The organism is Massilia aurea, assembly GCF_040790145.1.
Taxonomy (GTDB): Bacteria; Pseudomonadota; Gammaproteobacteria; order Burkholderiales; family Burkholderiaceae_D; genus Telluria; species Telluria aurea_C.
This window is the reverse complement of sequence record NZ_JBFMMP010000005.1, coordinates 135511-155381: the sequence shown is the minus strand read 5'-3', so window position 1 is coordinate 155381 and position 19871 is coordinate 135511. Positions and strand designations below refer to the sequence as shown.

22 protein-coding genes are annotated in these 19871 nt (G+C 63.2%); 10 read left to right on the top strand and 12 right to left on the bottom strand.

Going from position 1 to position 19871, the window contains the following annotated elements; all coding sequences use genetic code 11:
• The first annotated feature begins 95 nt into the window (after window positions 1-95).
• Genes AB2N08_RS10380 through AB2N08_RS10370 form a run of 3 tightly spaced genes read left to right on the top strand, consistent with a single transcriptional unit; the run spans window position 96 to window position 4824 of the window.
• Window positions 96-2276, top strand: coding sequence for a TonB-dependent receptor plug domain-containing protein (locus AB2N08_RS10380; RefSeq protein WP_367610562.1), 2181 nt, complete (start codon window positions 96-98; stop codon window positions 2274-2276).
• A gap of 14 nt (window positions 2277-2290) precedes the next feature.
• Complete coding sequence (locus AB2N08_RS10375; RefSeq protein WP_367610561.1) at window positions 2291-4513, top strand: TonB-dependent receptor plug domain-containing protein; 2223 nt, start codon at window positions 2291-2293, stop codon at window positions 4511-4513.
• 17 nt (window positions 4514-4530) lie between these two features.
• Complete coding sequence (locus AB2N08_RS10370; protein WP_367610560.1) at window positions 4531-4824, top strand: hypothetical protein; 294 nt, start codon at window positions 4531-4533, stop codon at window positions 4822-4824.
• Window positions 4825-4891: 67 nt separating this feature from the next.
• Here the strand turns inward: AB2N08_RS10370 and AB2N08_RS10365 are convergent, their stop codons facing one another.
• The 4 genes from AB2N08_RS10365 to AB2N08_RS10350 all read right to left on the bottom strand — a co-directional run bounded on the left by AB2N08_RS10365 (window position 4892) and on the right by AB2N08_RS10350 (window position 8070).
• Window positions 4892-5476, bottom strand: coding sequence for a TerD family protein (locus tag AB2N08_RS10365; RefSeq protein WP_367610559.1), 585 nt, complete (start codon window positions 5474-5476; stop codon window positions 4892-4894).
• 12 nt (window positions 5477-5488) lie between these two features.
• Window positions 5489-6184: a TIGR00266 family protein gene (locus AB2N08_RS10360; protein ID WP_367610558.1), complete on the bottom strand. Its 696-nt coding sequence runs from the start codon at window positions 6182-6184 to the stop codon at window positions 5489-5491.
• A 56-nt stretch (window positions 6185-6240) separates the two neighbouring features.
• Window positions 6241-6816: a TerD family protein gene (locus tag AB2N08_RS10355; protein ID WP_367610557.1), complete on the bottom strand. Its 576-nt coding sequence runs from the start codon at window positions 6814-6816 to the stop codon at window positions 6241-6243.
• 207 nt (window positions 6817-7023) lie between these two features.
• The gene (locus tag AB2N08_RS10350) at window positions 7024-8070 is read right to left on the bottom strand and encodes a DUF475 domain-containing protein (protein ID WP_367610556.1); all 1047 of its coding nucleotides are present in this window, start codon (window positions 8068-8070) and stop codon (window positions 7024-7026) included.
• A gap of 115 nt (window positions 8071-8185) precedes the next feature.
• Between AB2N08_RS10350 and nhaR the strand changes: the two genes are divergently transcribed.
• The 6 genes from nhaR to AB2N08_RS10320 all read left to right on the top strand — a co-directional run bounded on the left by nhaR (window position 8186) and on the right by AB2N08_RS10320 (window position 12540).
• Window positions 8186-9094 carry a transcriptional activator NhaR gene (gene nhaR, locus AB2N08_RS10345; RefSeq protein WP_367610555.1) on the top strand — a complete coding sequence of 303 codons (909 nt, stop codon included), beginning with the start codon at window positions 8186-8188 and terminating at the stop codon, window positions 9092-9094.
• Between the two features lie 59 nt (window positions 9095-9153).
• Window positions 9154-10494 carry a hemolysin family protein gene (locus AB2N08_RS10340; RefSeq protein ID WP_367610554.1) on the top strand — a complete coding sequence of 447 codons (1341 nt, stop codon included), beginning with the start codon at window positions 9154-9156 and terminating at the stop codon, window positions 10492-10494.
• Window positions 10495-10581: 87 nt separating this feature from the next.
• The gene (locus tag AB2N08_RS10335) at window positions 10582-11394 is read left to right on the top strand and encodes an alpha/beta fold hydrolase (protein WP_367610553.1); all 813 of its coding nucleotides are present in this window, start codon (window positions 10582-10584) and stop codon (window positions 11392-11394) included.
• Window positions 11391-11846, top strand: a complete 456-nt coding sequence (locus AB2N08_RS10330; RefSeq protein ID WP_367610552.1) for a PAS domain S-box protein — start codon at window positions 11391-11393, stop codon at window positions 11844-11846. The genes AB2N08_RS10335 and AB2N08_RS10330 overlap by 4 nt, the downstream gene beginning before the upstream one ends.
• 58 nt (window positions 11847-11904) lie before the next feature.
• Entirely contained in the window at window positions 11905-12261 is a 357-nt protein-coding gene (locus AB2N08_RS10325) for a hypothetical protein (protein ID WP_367610551.1), read from the top strand.
• A gap of 102 nt (window positions 12262-12363) precedes the next feature.
• Complete coding sequence (locus tag AB2N08_RS10320; protein WP_367610550.1) at window positions 12364-12540, top strand: hypothetical protein; 177 nt, start codon at window positions 12364-12366, stop codon at window positions 12538-12540.
• A gap of 44 nt (window positions 12541-12584) precedes the next feature.
• On the opposite strand, the gene AB2N08_RS10315 is transcribed toward AB2N08_RS10320, so the two are convergent.
• The 7 genes from AB2N08_RS10315 to AB2N08_RS10285 all read right to left on the bottom strand — a co-directional run bounded on the left by AB2N08_RS10315 (window position 12585) and on the right by AB2N08_RS10285 (window position 18609).
• Window positions 12585-13346 (bottom strand): SDR family NAD(P)-dependent oxidoreductase, encoded by a 762-nt coding sequence (locus AB2N08_RS10315; RefSeq protein WP_367610549.1) that lies wholly within the window; start codon window positions 13344-13346, stop codon window positions 12585-12587.
• A gap of 153 nt (window positions 13347-13499) precedes the next feature.
• Entirely contained in the window at window positions 13500-14576 is a 1077-nt protein-coding gene (locus AB2N08_RS10310) for an AI-2E family transporter (protein WP_367610548.1), read from the bottom strand.
• A 29-nt stretch (window positions 14577-14605) separates the two neighbouring features.
• Window positions 14606-15196, bottom strand: coding sequence for an SCO family protein (locus tag AB2N08_RS10305; RefSeq protein WP_367610547.1), 591 nt, complete (start codon window positions 15194-15196; stop codon window positions 14606-14608).
• Window positions 15197-15210: 14 nt separating this feature from the next.
• Window positions 15211-16104, bottom strand: coding sequence for a heme o synthase (gene cyoE / locus AB2N08_RS10300; RefSeq protein WP_367610546.1), 894 nt, complete (start codon window positions 16102-16104; stop codon window positions 15211-15213).
• Window positions 16104-17273: a COX15/CtaA family protein gene (locus AB2N08_RS10295; protein ID WP_367610545.1), complete on the bottom strand. Its 1170-nt coding sequence runs from the start codon at window positions 17271-17273 to the stop codon at window positions 16104-16106. Before AB2N08_RS10295 ends, cyoE begins: the two co-directional genes overlap by 1 nt.
• Window positions 17274-17297: 24 nt before the next feature.
• On the bottom strand, window positions 17298-17855 hold the full coding sequence (locus tag AB2N08_RS10290) for an SCO family protein (RefSeq protein WP_367610657.1): 558 nt from the start codon (window positions 17853-17855) through the stop codon (window positions 17298-17300).
• Window positions 17856-17883: 28 nt separating this feature from the next.
• Entirely contained in the window at window positions 17884-18609 is a 726-nt protein-coding gene (locus tag AB2N08_RS10285; RefSeq protein ID WP_367610544.1) for an SURF1 family protein, read from the bottom strand.
• Between the two features lie 33 nt (window positions 18610-18642).
• Between AB2N08_RS10285 and AB2N08_RS10280 the strand changes: the two genes are divergently transcribed.
• Complete coding sequence (locus AB2N08_RS10280; protein ID WP_367610543.1) at window positions 18643-18843, top strand: twin transmembrane helix small protein; 201 nt, start codon at window positions 18643-18645, stop codon at window positions 18841-18843.
• A 3-nt stretch (window positions 18844-18846) separates the two neighbouring features.
• Here AB2N08_RS10280 and AB2N08_RS10275 read toward each other — a convergent pair whose 3' ends face one another.
• Window positions 18847-19722, bottom strand: a complete 876-nt coding sequence (locus AB2N08_RS10275; RefSeq protein ID WP_367610542.1) for a cytochrome c oxidase subunit 3 — start codon at window positions 19720-19722, stop codon at window positions 18847-18849.
• Between the last annotated feature and the right edge of the window lie 149 nt (window positions 19723-19871).

Below are 19871 nucleotides of genomic sequence, written 5' to 3'. Positions count from 1 at the left end.
CAACCGGCGGCTTTTTTACCAGCGTGACATTGTTTGAGAATTCGCGACGGTCCGGCTGCTAAGATTGTTGCGGTTTTCTCACGAGATGTCACCGGATGCGTTTTGTACTGACCTGTCTTGCCGTCTGCCTGACAGCCCTGGCCCGGGCTGAACCGACAATTACCGCCCCGCCCCAGCAAGTTGTCGTCAATGGCAGCCAGGGCGACGTCGAAGCAGGCCGCGACTTCGTGGCCGGCAAGATCGTGATCGGCAAGGCGCGCATCGCCGCGAGCGGCCTGCAGAATGTGGGCGAGCTGCTGGGCCGTGAGCCGTCTGTCAGCGTCGGCAAGGATGGCCGCATCGGCCTGCTTGGCTTGCCCGGCTATACGCAGATTCTGGTCGACGGCATGCCGCCCCAGGGCGACACGTTCACGCTCGACCTGGTGCATGTCGAGCGCATCGAGATCATCAAATCCAGCACCGCTGCAACCGGGCCGATCGGCATCGCCGGCACGATCAATATCATCCGCCGCAAGGCGCAGAAAACACGGCTCGCGCAAGTCAATGCCGGGGTCTCGACGGCGGCCGGGCTGCCGGGCGCCGACCTGGCGTGGTCGACGGGCGGCCCGCTCGAGGGCAAGCCGCTCATCTACAGCGTGCGGCTGTCGGCCATGCACAAGCCGGTGTCCAGTCGCATGGATTACATGGCGACCCGCGAGAGCGCCTTCGCAGCGCCCGCTCTGGACTATAGCGGGCAGGCGCGCAACCGCAATGCATCGAACATCGTCAATGCTTCAGGCGAACTCACCTGGAACATCGACAGCGCACACACACTGACGTTCAGTCCTGAAGCCGGTTATTTCGGCGGGCCTCGACGCAGCCGCCAACAGCGCTTCTGGCGCGACGGCAGCGCCCTGCTCACCCGCCAGGATGGCAACAGCGCGATGGCGACGTTCGGCATTCCCCTGCGCTGGGATTGGCGCATCGATCCGGACAGCACCCTGAGCGTGAAGCTGAACGTGAACCGTGTCCACGTTGACAGCGACGCCTTGCGCGTCGATACCAGCAACGATCCACGCAACGTCGCCACCGTGGACGAGCTGGCCTCAACCCCGACGTCCGTCAACACCAATACCTTCCTGCACGTGGATTACGCGACCGAGTTCGAGAACGGGCATGCGCTGACGGCGGGCGCCAAGTTCGCGCACAACCGGGCAAACAATACCTACGCCGACTTCTTCAATGGCCTGCCCGATTACAGCCTGTCGGTCCTGGGCCAGAACGACACGGCACGCTTGACGAGCAGCCAGCTGTTTTTCCAGGACGAATGGCGCATCAACCGCACCTGGGCCATGAACCTCGGCAGTTCGGTCGAGCGGCGCGCCTACCGGCTGCGCGAAGGCACGGCCAGCAGCAGGCCCCGCTTCACGATGTGGGCGCCGTCGCTGCATGTGTCGCGCAAGATCGGCGCCGACCGCAAACGCCAGCTTCGGCTGTCGGTCGCGCGCAGTTATCGGGCGCCGTTCTTTGACGAGCTGCTGTGGCGCCCCGTGATCAATACATTCGCACCGTGCCGTGCTCAAGTGCTGTGCGGCGCCAACACGCTCGACACCGCCGACACCGCCGGCAATCCTGCCTTGCAGCCCGAGCGGGCGCTGGGCGTGAACCTGTCGTACAGCCACGGCATCGGCAAGGACAGCGACGTCACGCTCGAGGCGTACTCGCGCGACATCAGCAACAAGACCGGCTACGAGATTGTGCTGGCCGATGTGCCGTGGGCGGGGACGCCCCGCTATATCGGCCGCCAGGCCAATCTGGGCACGGCCAGGATTCGCGGCCTGAACATCGAAGCGCGACTCTCGGGCAAGGACCTGGGCAAACAGCTGGCGCGCCTGGATCTGCACGGCAGCGTGGGCCTGGCCGATTCCGCGCTGAGCGACCTGCCCGGCCCTGACAACCATATCTCCGGCCAGTCGCCGTGGCGCGCCAAGATCGGCGGCAGTTACACGCTGCAGGCCGTGCCGGTCAAACTGGGCGTCGACGCCAGTTATCTGCCGGACGAGTGGGTGCGCGACAGCGTGCGCCAGCGCGTGTATGAGTCCAGCAAGCTCGTGCTGGGCATGAACGCAAGCTGGACCGTCAGCAAGCAGACCAGGCTGGTGCTCAATCTCGACAATCTGCTGTCGCACAACCGGTCGCGTATCGATGAGTATCTGGGCGTGGCCGATGTCGTACGGCGCACGACGGCGACGTCCAACCATTCGCGCATCGCGCTTCGGCTGGAAACCAGACTTTAACAACAGCAAAAGCGATGAACAAATTACTTGCTGTATTGGCATTGGCATGCGTCGCCTCGCAGGCTGGCGCTGCCCGGATGCGTTGGGCACTGACCTGTTTCGCCGTTTGCCTGCCAGCCCTGGCCCGGGCTGAACCACCGATCGCCGCCCCGCCCCACCAAGTTGTCGTCAATGGCAGCCAAACCGACCTCGAAGCGGGCCAGGATTTCGTGGCCGGTAAAATCATCGTCGGCAAGGCGCGCATCGCCGCAAGCGGCCTGCAAAACACGGGCGAGCTGCTGGCGCGCGAGCCGGCCGTCACTGTCGGCAAGGATGGCCGCATCGGCCTGCTTGGCTTGCCCGGCTATACGCAGATTCTGGTGGACGGCATGCCTTATCAGGGCAATCCGATGGAAATCGATCTGACGCAGGTCGATGGCATGGAAATCATCAAGACCACGACGGCGGCGACCGGACCGTTCGGCATCGCCGGCACGATCAATATCATCCGGCGCAAGGCCGTGCGCAAGGCAACCAGTCAGCTGCGTACCAGCCTCGTTTCACGAGACGGCAGGTTGGGTGGGGATGCGGCCTGGTCGACCGGCGGGCAAGTTGCCGACAGCAGATTTTCTTACCTCGTGAACCTGTCGGCCCGGCATACGCGCTCATCATCACGGAGTGACTACACGCAGACGGTCGGCGAGCGGCTGGTGCGCGACTTCGACGGTGCGCTGTCCAGGCTGGACCAGCCGCGCATGCTCAGTGCGAGTGGCGAAGTGAGCTGGAAATTCCAGCCCGACCACACGCTCGTCGTCAGTCCGAACCTCAGTTGGCTGGACAATTCGGGCAGCAGCCGCGAACGACGCTTCTGGCAGGACAACACGACGCTGTTTGCCGACCAGAACGGCAATGCACCGACGCGCTACTATTACCTGCCCCTGCGCTGGAACTGGCAGATCGATGCCGACAGCAGCCTTGCCGTCGAACTGAAAACGACTGGCGGCCGGGGGGATGAGCGCACAACGCGTCTGGAAAACTGGTCCGATAGCGGCGTCCTCCGGCGTGACTATCGCCGCGACGTGGATACGAAAAACGATTTCCTCGATCTGACTATCGATACCAAGCGCAAGAAGGGCCACGCCATCACGGCCGGGGCCAAGCTTGCACGCAACGAGTCCGATACCCTGTACGACGACCGGATCGACGGCCAGCCGGACTACAGCCTGTCGGTGCTGGGTCCACGAAGCGCGAGCCGCACCAAGAGCGCACGGCTGTTCGTGCAGGACGAGTGGCGCATCAATCGCATCTGGGCATTGAACCTGGGCACGTCGGTCGAACGGCGCAATTTCAGGCTGTACGAAGGCGCTGCCAGCAACCGCAGTGGCTTCACCATGTGGTCACCCTCGGCCCACGTATCGCAGCGCATCGGCGGCAACCGCAAGCGTCAGCTGCGCATGTCGCTCGCGCGCAGCTTCCGCCCGCCGTTCGAGGATGAATTGCAGTTGCGTCCCACGATCAATACGTTCGCCCCGTGCCCGAACTGGCAGCTATGCGGCGCCAACACGGTCGATACGGCCGACTACAGTGGCAACCCGTTCCTGCAACCCGAGCGCGCGCTGGGTCTGAACCTCTCGTACGCGCATGGCTTCGGACGGGACAGCGAAGTGCAGCTGGAATTTTACGCCCGCGATATCAGCAACAAGACCGGCACTGAAGTCGCGCTGGCCGACGTGCCCTGGGCCGCTACGCCGCGCTACGTGATTCGCCAGGCGAACCTGGGGCAGGCGAAAGTGCGCGGGCTGAGCCTGGAAGCGCGGCTGGCGGGCAAGGACCTCGCGGCCAGGTTCGCCAGTCTGGAACTAAGCGGCAGTATCGGCGTGGCCGACTCGACGCTCAACGACCTGCCCGGCCCTGACAACCAGATCGCCGACCAATCGCCGTGGAGCGTCAAGATCGGCGGCAGCTATGCACTCAAGGCGTGGCCGGTTACGCTCGGCGTCGACGCCAGTTATTTGCCGGACGACTGGGTACGTCACAGCGTCAACCAGCGCGTCTTCGAATCGAGCAAGCGCACCCTGAATCTCAACGCGAGCTGGACCATCAGCAAGACCACGACCTTGCGGTTCAATCTCGACAATCTGCTGCCGCAGGACAAAACGCGGATCGACGACTACCTGGAAGGCGCCGGCCTGGTACGGCGCGCCACCAGGTCATCGAATGACCCGCGCTTCATCATTCGATTCAATACCCAACTTTAAAATCTGGAAGGAAGTTCATGAAAAAAATCGTCGCCTTGTGCCTGCTGGCAGGTATGTTTTCAACGAGCGCCGTCGCCATGATGGCCTCGCCTGCAAAACAGGAGTGCGAGCGTCGCTGCACCCTGGTAGTACAGGATGCGCCAAAGATGGAGCGCTACCGGAAAGCGCTGGCCGAGCATGCACAAAAGCAGAGCCGGGAAACCGATCTGCAGAAACTCAAGCAACTGGAAGAAGAAAAGGCAGACCTGACCGCGGACTTCGAGGATGCAGTCGAAAACGTGTGCACGGAAATGTGCCAGGATTACCAGTAACAATCACGACAGGCAAAAAAAACCGGGGCACGCGGCCCCGGTTCTTCATTCAAGCAATACCCCCAAATTACAGGTGCACTGAAATCTGCGGCATCAGATCATCGAACGTACGGCCATTGCCGTTCTCGCCGATCGCATGCATCTTCCACTCGCCGCCATGGCGGTACAGCTTGGCCATGATCTGCGCCGAGTGCGAACCCGTCACCGACAGGTTGAAGCGGGCGACTTCCTGCTGGTTGCCCGCATTGATCAGGCGGCAGTAGGCGTTTTCGACCGTGGCGAAGGTTTGCCCGGTGAAGCTGTTGACCGTGAAGACCAGCGCCTTGACCGATGCCGGCACGGCGGTCAGGTCGACGGTGATCTGCTCGTCGTCGCCATCACCGGCGCCGGTGCGGTTGTCGCCCGTGTGCACGATGCTGCCGTCCTTGCTCTTGAGCTGGCGGAACCAGATCACGTCGATCGGCTTGTTCGACTCGTCGAACATGACGACCGATGCGTCCAGGTCGACTGCTTCGGACTTGCCGCCGCCGAAGCCGAAGAAACCCTTCGACTTGATGGCATCCCAGCCCAGACCCATGGTCACGCGGGACAGGCCGCCACCGGCTTCCTTGTCCAGGGAGATCTTCTGGCCCTTTTGCAGATTGACTGACATTGTGTTCCTCCGTTATTTCGCTGGTTGCTGCATCCAGGCTTTGAATGCAGCCCGGTTGCGCGAACATACATAGACCTTGCCACGACCCGAGAAGCGCAGGACCATGCCCTCGCCGCTGGTCTGGCTATTGATCAGGTTACCCAGGAAGCCGCCGCTGGTGCCGGTGGTGATCGAAATCTCGTAGCGCAGCGTGCTGTCCCAGCAGACCACGTGCGAGTTGTCGATGATCGCGTCCTTGCCCGGCTCGACATCGAGCACCGACATCGACCCGAACCCCGACACCACCACCTGGCCCTGGCCGCCCGTCTCGGTGACGAAAAAGCCGCCACTGTTGGCGAACAGCGCATTGCCGAGGCTTTGCGTGCGCACCTTGAGGTCGACGCCGGACGTGGCCGCGACGAACGCGCCATCGCTGATGATGTAGTGGTTCGGGCCGACATCGACGGCCTGCATCGCACCCGGCAGGGTTGGCGAGAGCAGGCAGTCGCCATCGCCGCGCGTGGCTTCGATGTGCTGCTGGAAGAACGACTCGCCGTTGGCAAAGGTGCGCATCAGCGCACTACCGAGTCCGCCCTTCATCTTGCCTTTGAGGTCGAGGGTCGATTCCATCATCACCATCGCGTCGGATTCGCAATAGATGGTCTCGCCCTGCTTCATCGACACATGAAGGAAAGGATCGATATCCCCGGTCACGGTAAATACTGGCATTTGGCTTCCTTTCATGAGGCGGTCCACGATGACGTGGACCGCCACGACTAGACTGATTAAACGTTGACGCCGTAGTTGCGGGCCAGAGGGCCCAGGCCGCCGGCAAAGCCCTGGCCGATCGCGCGGAATTTCCAGTCCGCGCCATTGCGGTAGACCTCACCGAAGATCATGGCCGCTTCGGTCGAACCATCTTCCGACAGGTCGTAGCGCGCCACTTCGGCGTTGGTGGCGTTGTTGACGCAGCGGATGAACGCCTTGCCGACCATGCCGAAGTTCTGACGACGGGTTTCGGCATCGTGAATGGTCACGCCCAGCACGACCTTGTCGACGTCGGCCGGCACTTTGGTCAGGTCGATGGTGACGAATTCATCGTCGCCGTCGCCGGCGCCGGTGGTGTTGTCGCCCGAGTGGACGATCGAACCATCGGCGGATTTCAGGTTGTTGTAGAAGATGAAGTCGCCATCCGAACGGACTTTGCCGGACGAATTGAGCAAGAACACAGCGCCGTCGAGGTCGAAGGCTGCGCCGTCGGTGGCGCGGATGTCCCAGCCGAGTGCGACTTTCAGCGACGTCAGGCCTGGCGCTTCTTTGGACAGGTTGACGTTGCCGCCTTTTTGCAGACTGATTGCCATGGTGAGAATCTCCTAAATATGAACACCGGGTTGCAAGCGCCGCGAGCTGGTGTTCTGCCACTCGCCGCGAATTCTGTCGTGCTTGTTGGTGCGGTATGGCTGCTGCACCTGCAGGGTTGGCGGCTTCGCCGCCGACGCGTCCAATCGCCTCACGTGAACATTCACGCGTGATTTGAACGCGTCGGCGGGTGACCCGCCGACCCTACGTTAAGCCTCGCCCAATGCGGCGTGCTTCTTCTTGTACTGAATCGAGCTCCACAGCGACGCCAGGATGAAGGCCACGCCCACACCGCCGGTGATCAGCTCTGGCACGTGCCATTTCATACTGGCCAGCATGATCACGGCCAGGATACCGATCGCGTAATGCGCGCCGTGCTCGAGGTAGACGTATTCATCGAGCGTGCCCTTGCGCACCAGGAACACGGTCATCGAACGCACGAACATCGCGCCAATTGCCAGGCCCAGCATGATGATCACGACGTCGCTGGTGATGGCGAACGCGCCGATCACGCCGTCGAACGAGAACGATGCATCGAGCACTTCCAGATACAGGAAACCGCCGATACCGCCCTTCTTGACCGCGTCACCGACGGCGCCGCCGCCCGACTCGCTCTTTTCCAGCAGGCTGCTGAGCATATCGACTGCAACGTAGACCAGGATGCCCCACATACCAGCAATGGCAACGACCATCTTCTGCGCTTCATCAACATACGTCAGGCTGAACAGCAGCGCGGCGATGGCGACCATGACAGCGATCGACGACACCTTGCCGAGCGAACCCAGTTTTGCTTCGAAGTTGCCCAGCCAGTGGGTTTCTTTTTCATCGTCCAGCATGAAGTTGAGGAACACCAGCAGCAGGAACATGCCGCCGAATGCCGCCACTTCAGCATGGTGATTGGTCAGGTGCATCGAGAAGGCTTTTGGATCCGACAACGCCAGGTCCCAGACTTCCATCGCGCCCAGGTCGGCCGCCACGGCCACGATAACCAGCGGGAACACCAAACGCATGCCGAACACGGCGATGATGATGCCGACGCCCAGGAACAGCTTGATCCAGAACTCGTCCCAGGTCTTGAGCACCGAGGCGTTGACCACTGCGTTATCGAACGACAGTGACACTTCCATGACGGCCAGAATGGTCGCCACGCCCAGCGCGGTGACCAGGCCCGACACGCCGCCGTGCTCGAATCCCCACCAGGCCGCGAGGGCCAGGCAGACCGCGGTCACGATGAATGACCAGGTAAAGTACTTCATTGGAATTCCCCTATTATTTATGTTGAAAAACGGTGTTGCGCGTTACATTGTAAAGCTTGTCATGCTTTTGAAAAAGCGAAGATAATTGAAGGATTACTTCCGAAAAACAGAAGCCATGAGCCACGCACTCCCCAATTTTCGCCACCTGTACTATTTCTGGGTGGTTGCCAAGGAAGGCAGCATTACCCGCGCTGCCGACCGCCTTGGCCTGGCCATCCAGACCGTCAGCACGCAGCTTACCTTACTTGAACAGGCGTTCGGCAAGGCCCTGTTCACCCAGCAGGGCCGGCGCCTGAACCTCACCGAAGCCGGGCGCCTGGCGCTGTCGTACGCCGACCAGATCTTCCTGCTGGGCGAGCAGATGCAGGAGGCGCTCGATGCGTCCGACAGCGCGCGCATCCGCCTGGCGGTGGGCATTTCCGACTCGCTGCCCAAGTTCACTGCCTACCGCCTGTTGGAAGTGACCACCCAGCTGGCCACGCCGGTGCGCCTGGTGTGCCATGAAGACCAGTACGAAGCGCTGCTGGGCGACCTGGCGCTGCACAAGCTCGACGTCGTGCTGACCGACCGCGCCGTGCCCACCGGCACCACGCTGCGTGTGTTCAGCCATCTTCTGTCCGAGAGCGAGATGTTCGTCGTCGGCGCCCCGGCCCTGGCGCGCGACTATCGCGCCGACTTTCCTGCCTCGCTGCACAATGCGCCGTTCCTGCTCCCGACGCGCAACAACGCCCTGCGCGGCAAAATCGACGACTGGTTCGAGCGCCACGCGATCCGGCCCGACGTGGTCGGCGAATTCGAAGACAACGCGCTATTGAACACGTTCGGGCGGCGCGGGCTGGGCCTGTTTTTCACGCCGGCCGCGCCGGCGGCGGACATCGATTATCAACTCGGCGCCGAGCTGGTCGGGCGGGTGCCGGAAGTGCGCGAGCACTTCTATGCGATCTCGAATGAACGCAAGATCAAGCATCCGGCTGTGGAAGCGATCCTGTCGGCAGTGCACAAAGGCGCGTTGGCAGACGGATAAGACCGGTTTGGGCTGTACAATGCCCTCTTGGCTTTGCCTTTTGTTAATACATCTCCAGCATGGAAAATATTCTCTTCCTCGTTCTCGCGTTATTCCTGGTCGCGCTGAACGGCTTGTTCGTGGCGGCGGAATTCAGCATCGTCACCCTGCGCAAGACCCGCGTGCGCGCCATCGCCAAGACGAGCGGCCTGCGTGGCCGCATCCTGGAAAAGGTGCACGGCAAGCTCGACGCCTACCTCTCGGCCTGCCAGCTCGGCATCACGCTGGCCTCGCTGGGCCTGGGCTGGGTGGGCGAACCGGCCTTTGCCAGCCTGCTCGAACCGGTGTTCGCCTTTGCCGGCGTGACGTCCGAAGAGCTGATCCACAGCATTTCGTTCGTGGTCGCGTTCTCGGTGATCTCGTTCCTGCACATCGTGGTTGGCGAACTGGCGCCAAAAACGCTGGCCATCCGCCTGCCGGAATCGGTGGCGCTGTGGTGCGCCATGCCGCTGTACGCCTTCTACTGGGCGATGTACCCGGCCATCGCCGTGCTCAATGCCAGCGCCAACACCCTGCTGCGCGTGGCGGGCCTGGCCGGCGCGGGCGGCCATGACCACCACTACTCGCTCGATGAACTGAAACTCATCCTGCGCACCAGCAACCCGGCCGAAAAAATCACGCAGGACGACCGCAACATCCTGGCCCAGTCGCTCGACTTCAGCCAGCTGGCCGTGTCCGAGCTGATGCGCCCGATCAACGAGGTCAGCGCACTGTACGCCAGCCGCACGCTCGAGCAGAACCTGGAAACGGTGCGCCGCAACCGGTTTTCGCGCTATCCCTATTTTGACAAGGACGGCGAAGAAGTCATCGGCATCGTCCACCTGAAGGACCTGTATTTCGCGCTGCAGTCGGGCCGCCCGATCGGCGACCTGACCCAGTTCCTGCGGCCCGTCGAATCGATCTCGGCGCGCACGCCGGCGCAGGATATCTTCCGGCGCTTTCGCGGCGGCGCCCCCCACTTCGCCCTGATCGGCGAAAAGGGCAAGCGCCCGGTCGGCTTCGTCACGCTCGACAATCTGCTGGGCGCGATGGTCGGCGAAATCCGCGACGAATTCCGCATGAACGAAAACGATTGGCTCAAGCAGGCCGACGGCACCTGGATCGGCAAGGCCAGCCTGCCGATCTTCTCGCTCGAGCGCCTGCTGGGGATCGACATCGACAACGAGCAGATGGGCCTGGACGACGTGGAATCGGTCGGCGGCCTGTTGATGGCCAAGCTGGGCGACATCCCCAAGCAGGGCCAGCGCATCGGCTTCCCGCAGTTCGATGTCGTGGTCAAGAAGATGAACGGCCCACGCATCCTGCTGGTCAAGGTGATCCCGCAATTAACACGTGCCGGCGAGAACGACGACCACGACTAACGCCTTTTGCATTCCCAGTTGCTGACATTACGCAAAAATGGTGTTATTTTTTGCGTATATCAGCGTGAATTGATAAGAAGGCATTCAATGTCCGCCCAGCTCCGCCATAACGTTCACCTTGCCGGCCAGGGCACTGCCACGATGGTATTTGCCCATGGCTTCGGCTGCGACCAGACGATGTGGCGCTATCTCGCGCCCGCCTACCAGGACCGGTTCCGCGTTCTTACCTATGATCTGGCAGGCTCTGGCGGCTCGGACCTGGCCGCGTATGACCGCGACCGCCACGCCACGCTGCAAGGCCACGCCGACGACCTGCTGGCCATCATCGACGAGTACGCCGACGGACCCGTCCTGTTTGTCGGCCACTCGGTCGGCGCCACGATCGGCATGCTGGCCACGATCGCGGCGCCCGAGCGCTTCATGGCCCAGGTCATGGTCAGCCCATCGCCCTGCTACATCAACGACGGCGGCTACAGCGGTGGATTCACGCGCGACGACATCGACGAGCTACTCGAGACGATGGAGACGAACTTCATCGCCTGGTCGTACAACCTGGCGCCCGCCATCATGGGCGCACCCAACCAACCCGAGCTGTCTACCGAGCTGACCGCCAGCTTTTGCCGCAACGATCCCGAGATCGCCCACCACTTTGCCGGCGTCACGTTTCACTCGGATCACCGCGCCGACGTGCCGAAATCCACGGTGCCAGCCCTGATCCTGCAATGCAGCGACGACCTGATTGCCCCGCGCACCGTCGGGCAATGGCTGCACCAGAACCTGCCAGCCAGCACCCTGGCGCTGGTGGAGAACGTCGGCCACTGCCCTCACATGAGCGCGCCAACTGCCAGCGTGAACGCCATCGACGCGTTCCTTCACCAATCACTACGTTATCCGTCATGAACGCCTTATCCGCACCCGACCTGTTCTTCGACCAGGCCGCCTGCGGCCTGATGGCAATCCATGCCAACGGCATGATCGTCAGCGCCAACGCCAGCCTGCACGCGTGGCTGGGCCTGGCGCCCGGGGCCCTGGCAGGCCGGCCCGTGAATGAGCTGCTGCCCGCCGGCGCGCGCCTGTTCCACCACACGTGCTGCGCGCCGCGCCTGCAGCTCGAGGGCGCCATCCATGACATCCAGACCGAACTGCTGACGCCAGGCGGCACGCGGCTGCCGGTGCTGCTCAGCATCGTGCGCCGGCGCGAAGGAGACGCCGACATCGACCATTGGGCGCTGTTTCGCTCGGCCGGGCGCCACGCCTACGAAAACGCGCTGCTGTGCGCGACTGAAGCGGCTGAAAAATCGGCAGATGGCAATCGATGCGGGGTTCGACCGTCGTCTGACCAAGGCGATTGATGCCGAGCAGCTACGCTTGCTGCTACAGTGAGCGCTTGTTCCTTATCGACGCCTCGCCATGACCCGCTCATATACCGTGAACCTTCTCGCTGCAGGACTGCTCACGCTTGCCGCACTGTCGGCGAGCGCAACCGCCCAGGCATGCGAACGCATGTACCCGCAGGCCAATGGCGACGACCGCACGCGCCATGTCCGCCTGTCCGCCGGCTGGACTGACCAGAAGATCCTGCAGAATCTGAAGCTCAATCTGGACCGGGCCGAGGTCAAGCGGACCGAGAGCAGCGGCGCGGTCAGTGTCCAGTACACGTACTTCCACAAGACGGTCGTGATCACCCGCTCGGCGAGCAAGGGTGTAGAAGTGCAGCTGTTGGAAAAAGACCGGGACAAGCTGGTGTGGCAGCTGGGGACGTGCTGAACCATGCATGAGAGGCGCCCGCCGCCGCTCGTCAGGCTCGCGCCACCTGCCGGCAAACCTCACTAGAATCGATTCGACCGACTGACTAATGAGGGGACCATCATGAGCGTACATCCCGAGCACGACCTCAATCCAGGCGACGATGCCGAGCCTGGCACGCCCGGCACCGGCGACGCCATCTGCGATGCCTGCGCCGGGCGTGGAACGCTGGCCGATGGCAAGGAGTGTCAGCAGTGCGGCGGCACCGGCCACGTCATTGCCGGTATCGGCGGCGGCTAGGCGCGACTTGCCGCACGGCTGGCCTGCTTCAGGCTGACACCATGCTACTGCGGCGGCTGGCCGTTGGACGCCATTAACCCGGCGTCCACCGGCAAATTCACGCCCGTGATCAGGCGCGCATCGTCGCTCGCCAAAAATGCCATCGCGGCGGCAATGCCATCCGGATCTTCAGGCGCGCCCAGCGGCATGCGCTCGTTGAACTTGGCGACCAGTTCGGGATTGCCCACCATGTCTTCGGTCATGCCGGTCCTGGTAAAGCTTGGATTGACCGCATTCACCCGCACGCCATCCTTGGCCGCATCCATCGCCATCGCGCGCACCATATTGCTGACCGCGCCTTTGGACGTGTTATAGGCGAACATTTCCCAGTCGCCGCCAAGGCCTGACACCGACGACGTCATGACGATCGACCCGCGCGATTTCACCAGTTCAGGCATGGCCGCCTTGGCCATGTGATAGTAGCCGGTGACATTGACGGCCATGACGCGTTCAAAGTCTTGCTCGCTCGTGGCCATGATGTCGCCTTCGGTCGCCATGCCGGCATTGTTGATCAGGATATCGAGTCCGCCGAAGCGCTCGACGGCCGCCTTCACTGCGGCGGTGGCGGTGGCCTTGTCGGCGGTGTCGCCGACCTGCACCAGCACGCGATCCTGGGGGAGACTGGCGGCGACTGCGTTGAGGCTGTCTTCGTCGATATCGAGCATCACCACGCGGGCGCCTTCATCGAGAAAGCGGCGGGCGGCAGACAGGCCGATGCCGGAGGCAGCACCGGTGACGAGGATGGTTTTATCGGTAAAACGGTTCATTGGGTTCCTTTCGAGCAGGCGAACGCAGCGCGATTGCGCACGGCAAACGCGCCTTCAAAGGACGCCTTGTTGGTTCACGAGAATGTGCTGTCGACGATAGCACAGCAGGTCGAGACCCCCTCTTACGGTTCCAGCTGGAAAAATCCGTTGAACCTACTCGATCACACGTTCCTCGTCATGCTTGACGATCGGATCCTCGGTGCCCGTCCACTCGCTCATTAGCGAATATCCCACCGCCAGCAGCACCGGCCCGATGAACATCCCGATGAACCCGAATGCGATCAGCCCGCCCAGCACGCCCAGCAGCGTGAGCAAGAACGGCAGGCTGCTGCCGCGGCTGATCAGCATCGGCCGCACCACGTTATCCACCCCGCTGATCAACAGCGCGCCCCAGATCGCCATGAAGATTGACCAGCCGGTCTCGCCATGGGCGAACAACCAGATCGCCGCCCCGCCCCAGACCAGCGGCGGCCCGAACGGAATCAAGGACGTCAGGAAAATCAGCACCGACAACAGCGGCACGGCCGGCACGCCGGCAATGGCAAAGCCGATGGCGGCGACGATGGCCTGCGCCAACGCGGTGCCCAGCAAGCCATACATCACGCCGCGCACGGTCTGGCTGACGGTGGCCTGGATCGACTCGGCGCCCGCGCCCATCACCTTGCGGATCGTGACCTCGATGATCGACAGCAGGCCATTGCCGTCGCGGTACAGGAAGAAGCTGACGAACGCGGCCAGGCTCATCTGCACGACGCCGGTGCCAAGCATCAGCCCGCCTTTCACGAGCCAGTGGCGTGCCGGTTCCAGCATGCGTTGCGCGAGCGCCAGCATCTGCTCGCGGCTGGCGATCAGGTCGTTCAGATAGGTTTCAATGGACGGCCCGACCAGCGGGATCTCGCGCAACCAGGTGGGCGGCGCCAGTTCGCGGTGCTCGATCAGCACGCGCAGTTCGCCGAAGCCGCGCGCGACGTCGTCGCCCAGGTTGTAGGCAACCATCGACAGCGGAATGATGAACAGCAGCGTGAGCGTGAGCGTCATGGTCAGCGCCGCGATCGTGCGCTGGCCATTCAGGCGCGTGAGCAGCCGCAGGTACAGCGGCCAGCTCGAGATGGCGACGGCGGCGGCAAACAGGATCGCCGGCAGGAAGGGCCGCAGCACATACAGGCAGCCCAGCGTGAGCAGGATGACCATGGCGATACGGGTGTAGTTCCTGCCGGGTCGTTGCTCCATGCTGCCTCGGGTAAGTGGTGTTTACACCATCATAGCAGTTGGCGCAGGTCGTGGGCGATCAGGCCCGGCCCCTGGCCGTGGCGCACGAACAGGCGCAGCTGGCCCTGCTTGTCGAACACGAAGCTGCCGGCCGTATGGTCGACCGTGTAACTGCCTGGGTCGGCGCCCGGCGCCTTGGCGTAGAACACCTTGAATTCCTTGGCCACTTTGGCGGTGGCGGCGGCGTCACCATACAGGCCGATGAAGCGCTTGTCGAATGCCGGCACGTAGTGCGACAGCAGTTCCTGCGTGTCGCGCTCGGGGTCGACCGTCACGAACAGCACCTGCACTTCATCGGCCGACGGGCCCATCTCCTTGAGCACGGTCGCCATCTCGGCCATCGTGGTCGGGCACACGTCCGGGCATTGCGTATAGCCGAAGAACATCACGACGATCTTGCCGCGGAAGTCTGCCAGCGTGCGCACCTTGCCGGTGTGGTCGGTCAGGGTGAAACCCTTGGCGTAGTCGACGCCCGTCACATCGGTATTGTGGAAGGCAGGCGTTTTATCGCGCAGCTTGTCGCAGCCGGTGGCGAGCAACGCCACGGCCGAGAACGCCGCTATGGTCAGCAGTCGTTTCATGTCGGAACCCGTCATCAGAATTTGAAGTAATGGTCGACCAGCAGCGCCGCGAACAGCAGCGACAGGTAGACGATCGACCAGGTGAACGTCTTGCGCGCCTGCGCGTCGCTGTAGTTGCGGTGCACGCGCCACGAGTGACGCAGGAAGACCGCGTTGAGCGGCACCGCCGCCGCCAGGTAGATCAGGCCGCTCATGCCGACCGCGAACGGCAGCAAGGTGGTCGCGGCCAGGCCAATCGTGTACAGCCAGACCTGCAGGCCGGTGAACTTCATGCCGTGCGTGATCGGCAGCATCGGCAGGCCCGAGCGCGCGTAGTCTTCGCGGCGGTACATGGCCAGTACCCAGAAATGCGGCGGGGTCCACATGAAGATGATCAACACCAGCAGCCAGGCTTCCATCGGCACGTCATTCGCCACCGCCGCCCAGCCCAGCGCCGGCGGCATCGCGCCCGACAGGCCGCCGATGACGATGTTCTGCGACGTGTTCGGCTTGAGCAGCAGCGTATAGATGAAGGCGTAGCCGACGAACGTGACGAAGGTGAGCCACATGGTCAGCGGATTGACGAGCGTGTACAGCACCAGCATGCCCAGGCCGCCGATGACCGACGAGAAGACCACGGTCTGCGTCGTGCTCAGCTCGCCCGAGGCAGTGGCGCGGCGCGCGGTGCGGGTCATGCGCGCGTCGACGCGCGCCTCGACCAGGCAATTGACGGCGAATGCGGCGGCAGCCAGCAGCCAGATGCCGACCGTGCCGGCGATCAGCGTTTGCCAGCCGGGAAAACCGTCGGTGGCAAGGAACATCCCGATCACGGCGCAGAACACGGCCAGCTTCGTCACGCGCGGCTTGGTCAGGGTCCAGTATTGCGAGAACCGGCTTTGGGGCTTGGGGATGGCTGTCTGGGTTGTCATCAATGGGTGCTTGCGGACGCGGCGGGTTCAGGCGCTGGGAGTGCGCGGGCCGCGTCGAGTTGGAACTTCACCCGGTAGTTTAACATGGTCACCAACAACACCAGCAGCGCCGCCCCGGCGTTATGCATGACGGCAATCGCCAGCGGGAAGCTGAAATACACGGTCGCGATGCCGGTGAACAGCTGCGTCGTCATCACCAGTGCCAGCAGGCGGGCGGTCTTGCCCAGCTCGGGCAGGCGCCAGGCGCGCCAGATCGCCAGGCCCAGCACCAGCACGACGGCCAGGGCGAAGGCGCGGTGCACCCAGTGGATCGCCACCAGCGCCGAGAACGGTAAATAGTGCCCTTCCATCGTCTTGCCCAGCTCGCGCCACAGGTGGAAACCATGCTCGAAGTCCAGTTCGGGCACCAGCGCGCCCTGGCACAGCGGGAAGGTATCGCAGGCCATGGTTGCGTAGTTAGTGCTTACCCACCCACCAAGCGCGATCTGCACGGTGAGCACGACGGCAGCGATCAACGACAACCAGCGCAAGCCGCGCAGGCGCGCCACCAGGCCCGGCCCAGTTGCCACCCTGTGCAGCGGCGCCGGCGGCTTGAGCAGCGCGTCTTCGCGCGAGCCCATCCAGGCCAGCATCGCCAGCAGCATCATGCCCAGCAACAGGTGGATGGTGACGATCACCGGTTGCAGCTTGAGTGTGACGGTCCAGGCGCCGAACGCGCCCTGTACCAGCACGGACGCCAGCAAGGCAATCGGCATGGCCGGCTGGAACACGGCATCGTGCGTGCGGCGCCATTGTTTTATGGACGTAAATAGCAGCGCCAGGATCAGCGCGCCGATGCCCATCGCCAGGTAGCGGTGGATCATCTCGATCCAGGCCTTGGCCACCGTGACCGGGCCGGTGGGCATGGCCGCTTCGGCGGCGGCGATCTGCTCGTGCGCCAGGAACGGATTGGCTTCGCCGTAGCAGCCCGGCCAGTCCGGGCACCCCAGGCCCGAATCGGTCAGGCGCGTGAAGCCGCCGAACACGATCAGGTCGAACGTGAGAAACACCATCACCCATACCAGCTTGCGGTATTTATTGGCGTCGGACGACATCCAGACGATTGCCAGCGGCAGGCTGGCTACGAGCAGGCCCATCAGGCCAAGGTGTATCAGTGAAGACAGATCCATGCGATTCTTTACGAGTGACTTGATTTAGCCGATGGCCGAGGCCTTGAGCAGCTTGGCAATGTCTTTATAAACGCGGCCCGGTTCGGGCTGGTACGGGAAGCGCATCATGAGGTTGCCCAGCGGGTCGATCAGGTAGATGTGGTCGCTCGGGGCGCGGCCCGGCTCGGTCGGCAGCCACTTGGTCACCGTTGCGGCCGGCGCGCGCAACAATTCCATGCCGTCGTATTCGCGCATGGTGACGGTGTCGAGCGGCTCGGCATCCGTGATCAGCCACACGCGTTCCATGCGGTCCATGTTCTTGCCCTGCATCGTGCGCCACTGGCGCATCGCGTACAGCTGGCGCAGGCATTCGTCCCCGCACTGGCCGCCGCCGGTGCGCAGCATGACCCACTTGCCCTTCAAATCGTCCAGCGTGCGCGGCTGGCCATCGAGCGTGGTCGTGGCCATCTGCGGGATCGGCAGCGTGCGCGCATCGAGGATGGTGCCGTAATTGGTGCGGTCGGTCGGCTTGACGATGTAGAAGGTTATGTACGACACGATCAGCGGCGCGGCGCAGATCAGCAGCACCAGCAGCAGCTTCATACGGCCGCGGCGGCGCGCGGTGTCAGGGTCAGCGATTTGTTCTTGAGCCACGTCGAAATCCCGTCATCACATAAAAAAGAAGGGCCAGTGCCGCCAGTGCATACCACTGGAAGGCGTAGCCGCGGTGTTTGTCGATGCCTGCCTCGGGCGCCGGCCAGTCGCGCGCCATGACATCGGCCGGCGTGGCCGGCAGCGTCTGCTGCACCAGGAACGGCAGCAGCGGCAAGCCGCTCGCCTGCGCCAGGGCTTGGGGCGTCACGTTCTGCAACGCCACGCCCGGTGCCAGCGGCGGGCCGTCGCCCAGTTCCATCACCTTGCCGGCGGACAGGATGATGCGTCCTTCGAGCGTCACCGGCCCGGCTGGCGTGGCAAACGCCGGCAGCTTGTCGAACTGGGCATCACGCGGCAACCAGCCGCGCAGCACCAGCACGTGCCTGTCGGAACCCGCTATTTTAAACGGCATTGCAAGATAGAACCCGGACTGGCTTCCGCGCGGGCGATTGGCGAGCAGGACGGGCCAGCTCGCGACGAACTCACCCTGCACGTGCACGCGGCGAAATTCAAGGTCTGGCGTGGTGGCGGTGGTGGGGTTCAGGGCGAACGGCGGCGCGGCTGCGCGGGCCAGCTGGCGCGCCTGCAGCGCAATCTTGTACGCGGCGCGGTCTTGCTGCCAGTTGCCGAGCAAGATGCCGACGAGGGCCACAATCAGCGCTGCAATCAGGGCGATGGGGCGAAATCGGAAGGCGAAGCGCATTACAATGAATTCTCAACCTTTCGCGGGTCCATCATGAAAATCTTCGTTGCCATCGCCTTCGTCCTGATCCTGGCCAGCCTGGCGTCGGCCCTGTTCTTCATGATGCGCGACAAGGGGCGCACCAACCGCACCGTCAATGCGCTGGCGCTGCGGGTGGGCTTGTCGATCGCGCTGTTCCTGTGTTTGCTGGCAGCGCATCAACTGGGGTGGATTGCACCCACCGGCCTGCGCTGACCGTCACAACCAGTACACCACCACGTACAGGCCCAGCCACACCACGTCGACGAAGTGCCAGTACCACGCGGCGCCTTCGAACCCGAAATGGTGATCCGCCGTGAAATGCCCGCGCAGCACGCGGTACAGGATTACCGACAACATGATCGCCCCCATCGTCACGTGAAAACCGTGGAACCCCGTCAGCATGAAGAAGGTCGAACCGTAGATGCCCGACGTGAGCTTGAGGTTCAGGTCCTGGTACGCGTGCATGTACTCGTACACCTGGAAGCCCATGAACACGGCGCCCAGCAAAATCGTCGCGGCCAGCCAGAACGCCGTCTTGGCGCGATGCCCGGCGCGCAGCGCGTGGTGTGAAATCGTCAGCGTCACGCCCGACGTGAGCAGCAGCGCGGTGTTGACGGTCGGGATCGGGAAAGGGCCCATGGTGCGGAAACCCTCGACGATGCCGGCCGGGCCGGTATTGCCCCAATGCGCCGAAAAATCGGGCCACAGGATCTGGTGGTCGAGGTCGCCCAGCCATGGCATCGAAATCACGCGCGCATAGAACAGCGCGCCAAAGAAGGCGCCGAAGAACATCACCTCAGAGAAAATAAACCAGCCCATCGACCAGCGGAACGACAGGTCGATGCGCTTGCCGTACAGCCCCGCTTCGGATTCGCCGATCGCCTCGCCGAACCAGAAGTACAGCACGACCAGCATGGCGACAATGCCGGTGAGGCACACGGGCGCCCCGAACGACATGCCGTTGACCCAGCCGGACGCGCCGGCCATCGTCACCAGCATCGACAGGCCAGCCAGCAAAGGCCAGCGTGAGGGGCCGGGAACGAAGTAATACGGCGCGGCCGATTGGGACGACGCTGGTTGTGACGAACTCATATTTATCTCCTCGATGCTGATGATTATTGCGTCGAACTAGTCCTGTCCTTCCCTGCACTGAGCCGCTGGGGAAAGTACTGCTTACTTCGCACCGTCGTTCCCACGGAGGCGGGAACCCAAGTAGGTTGCACAGCCACAGGGCTAAACGT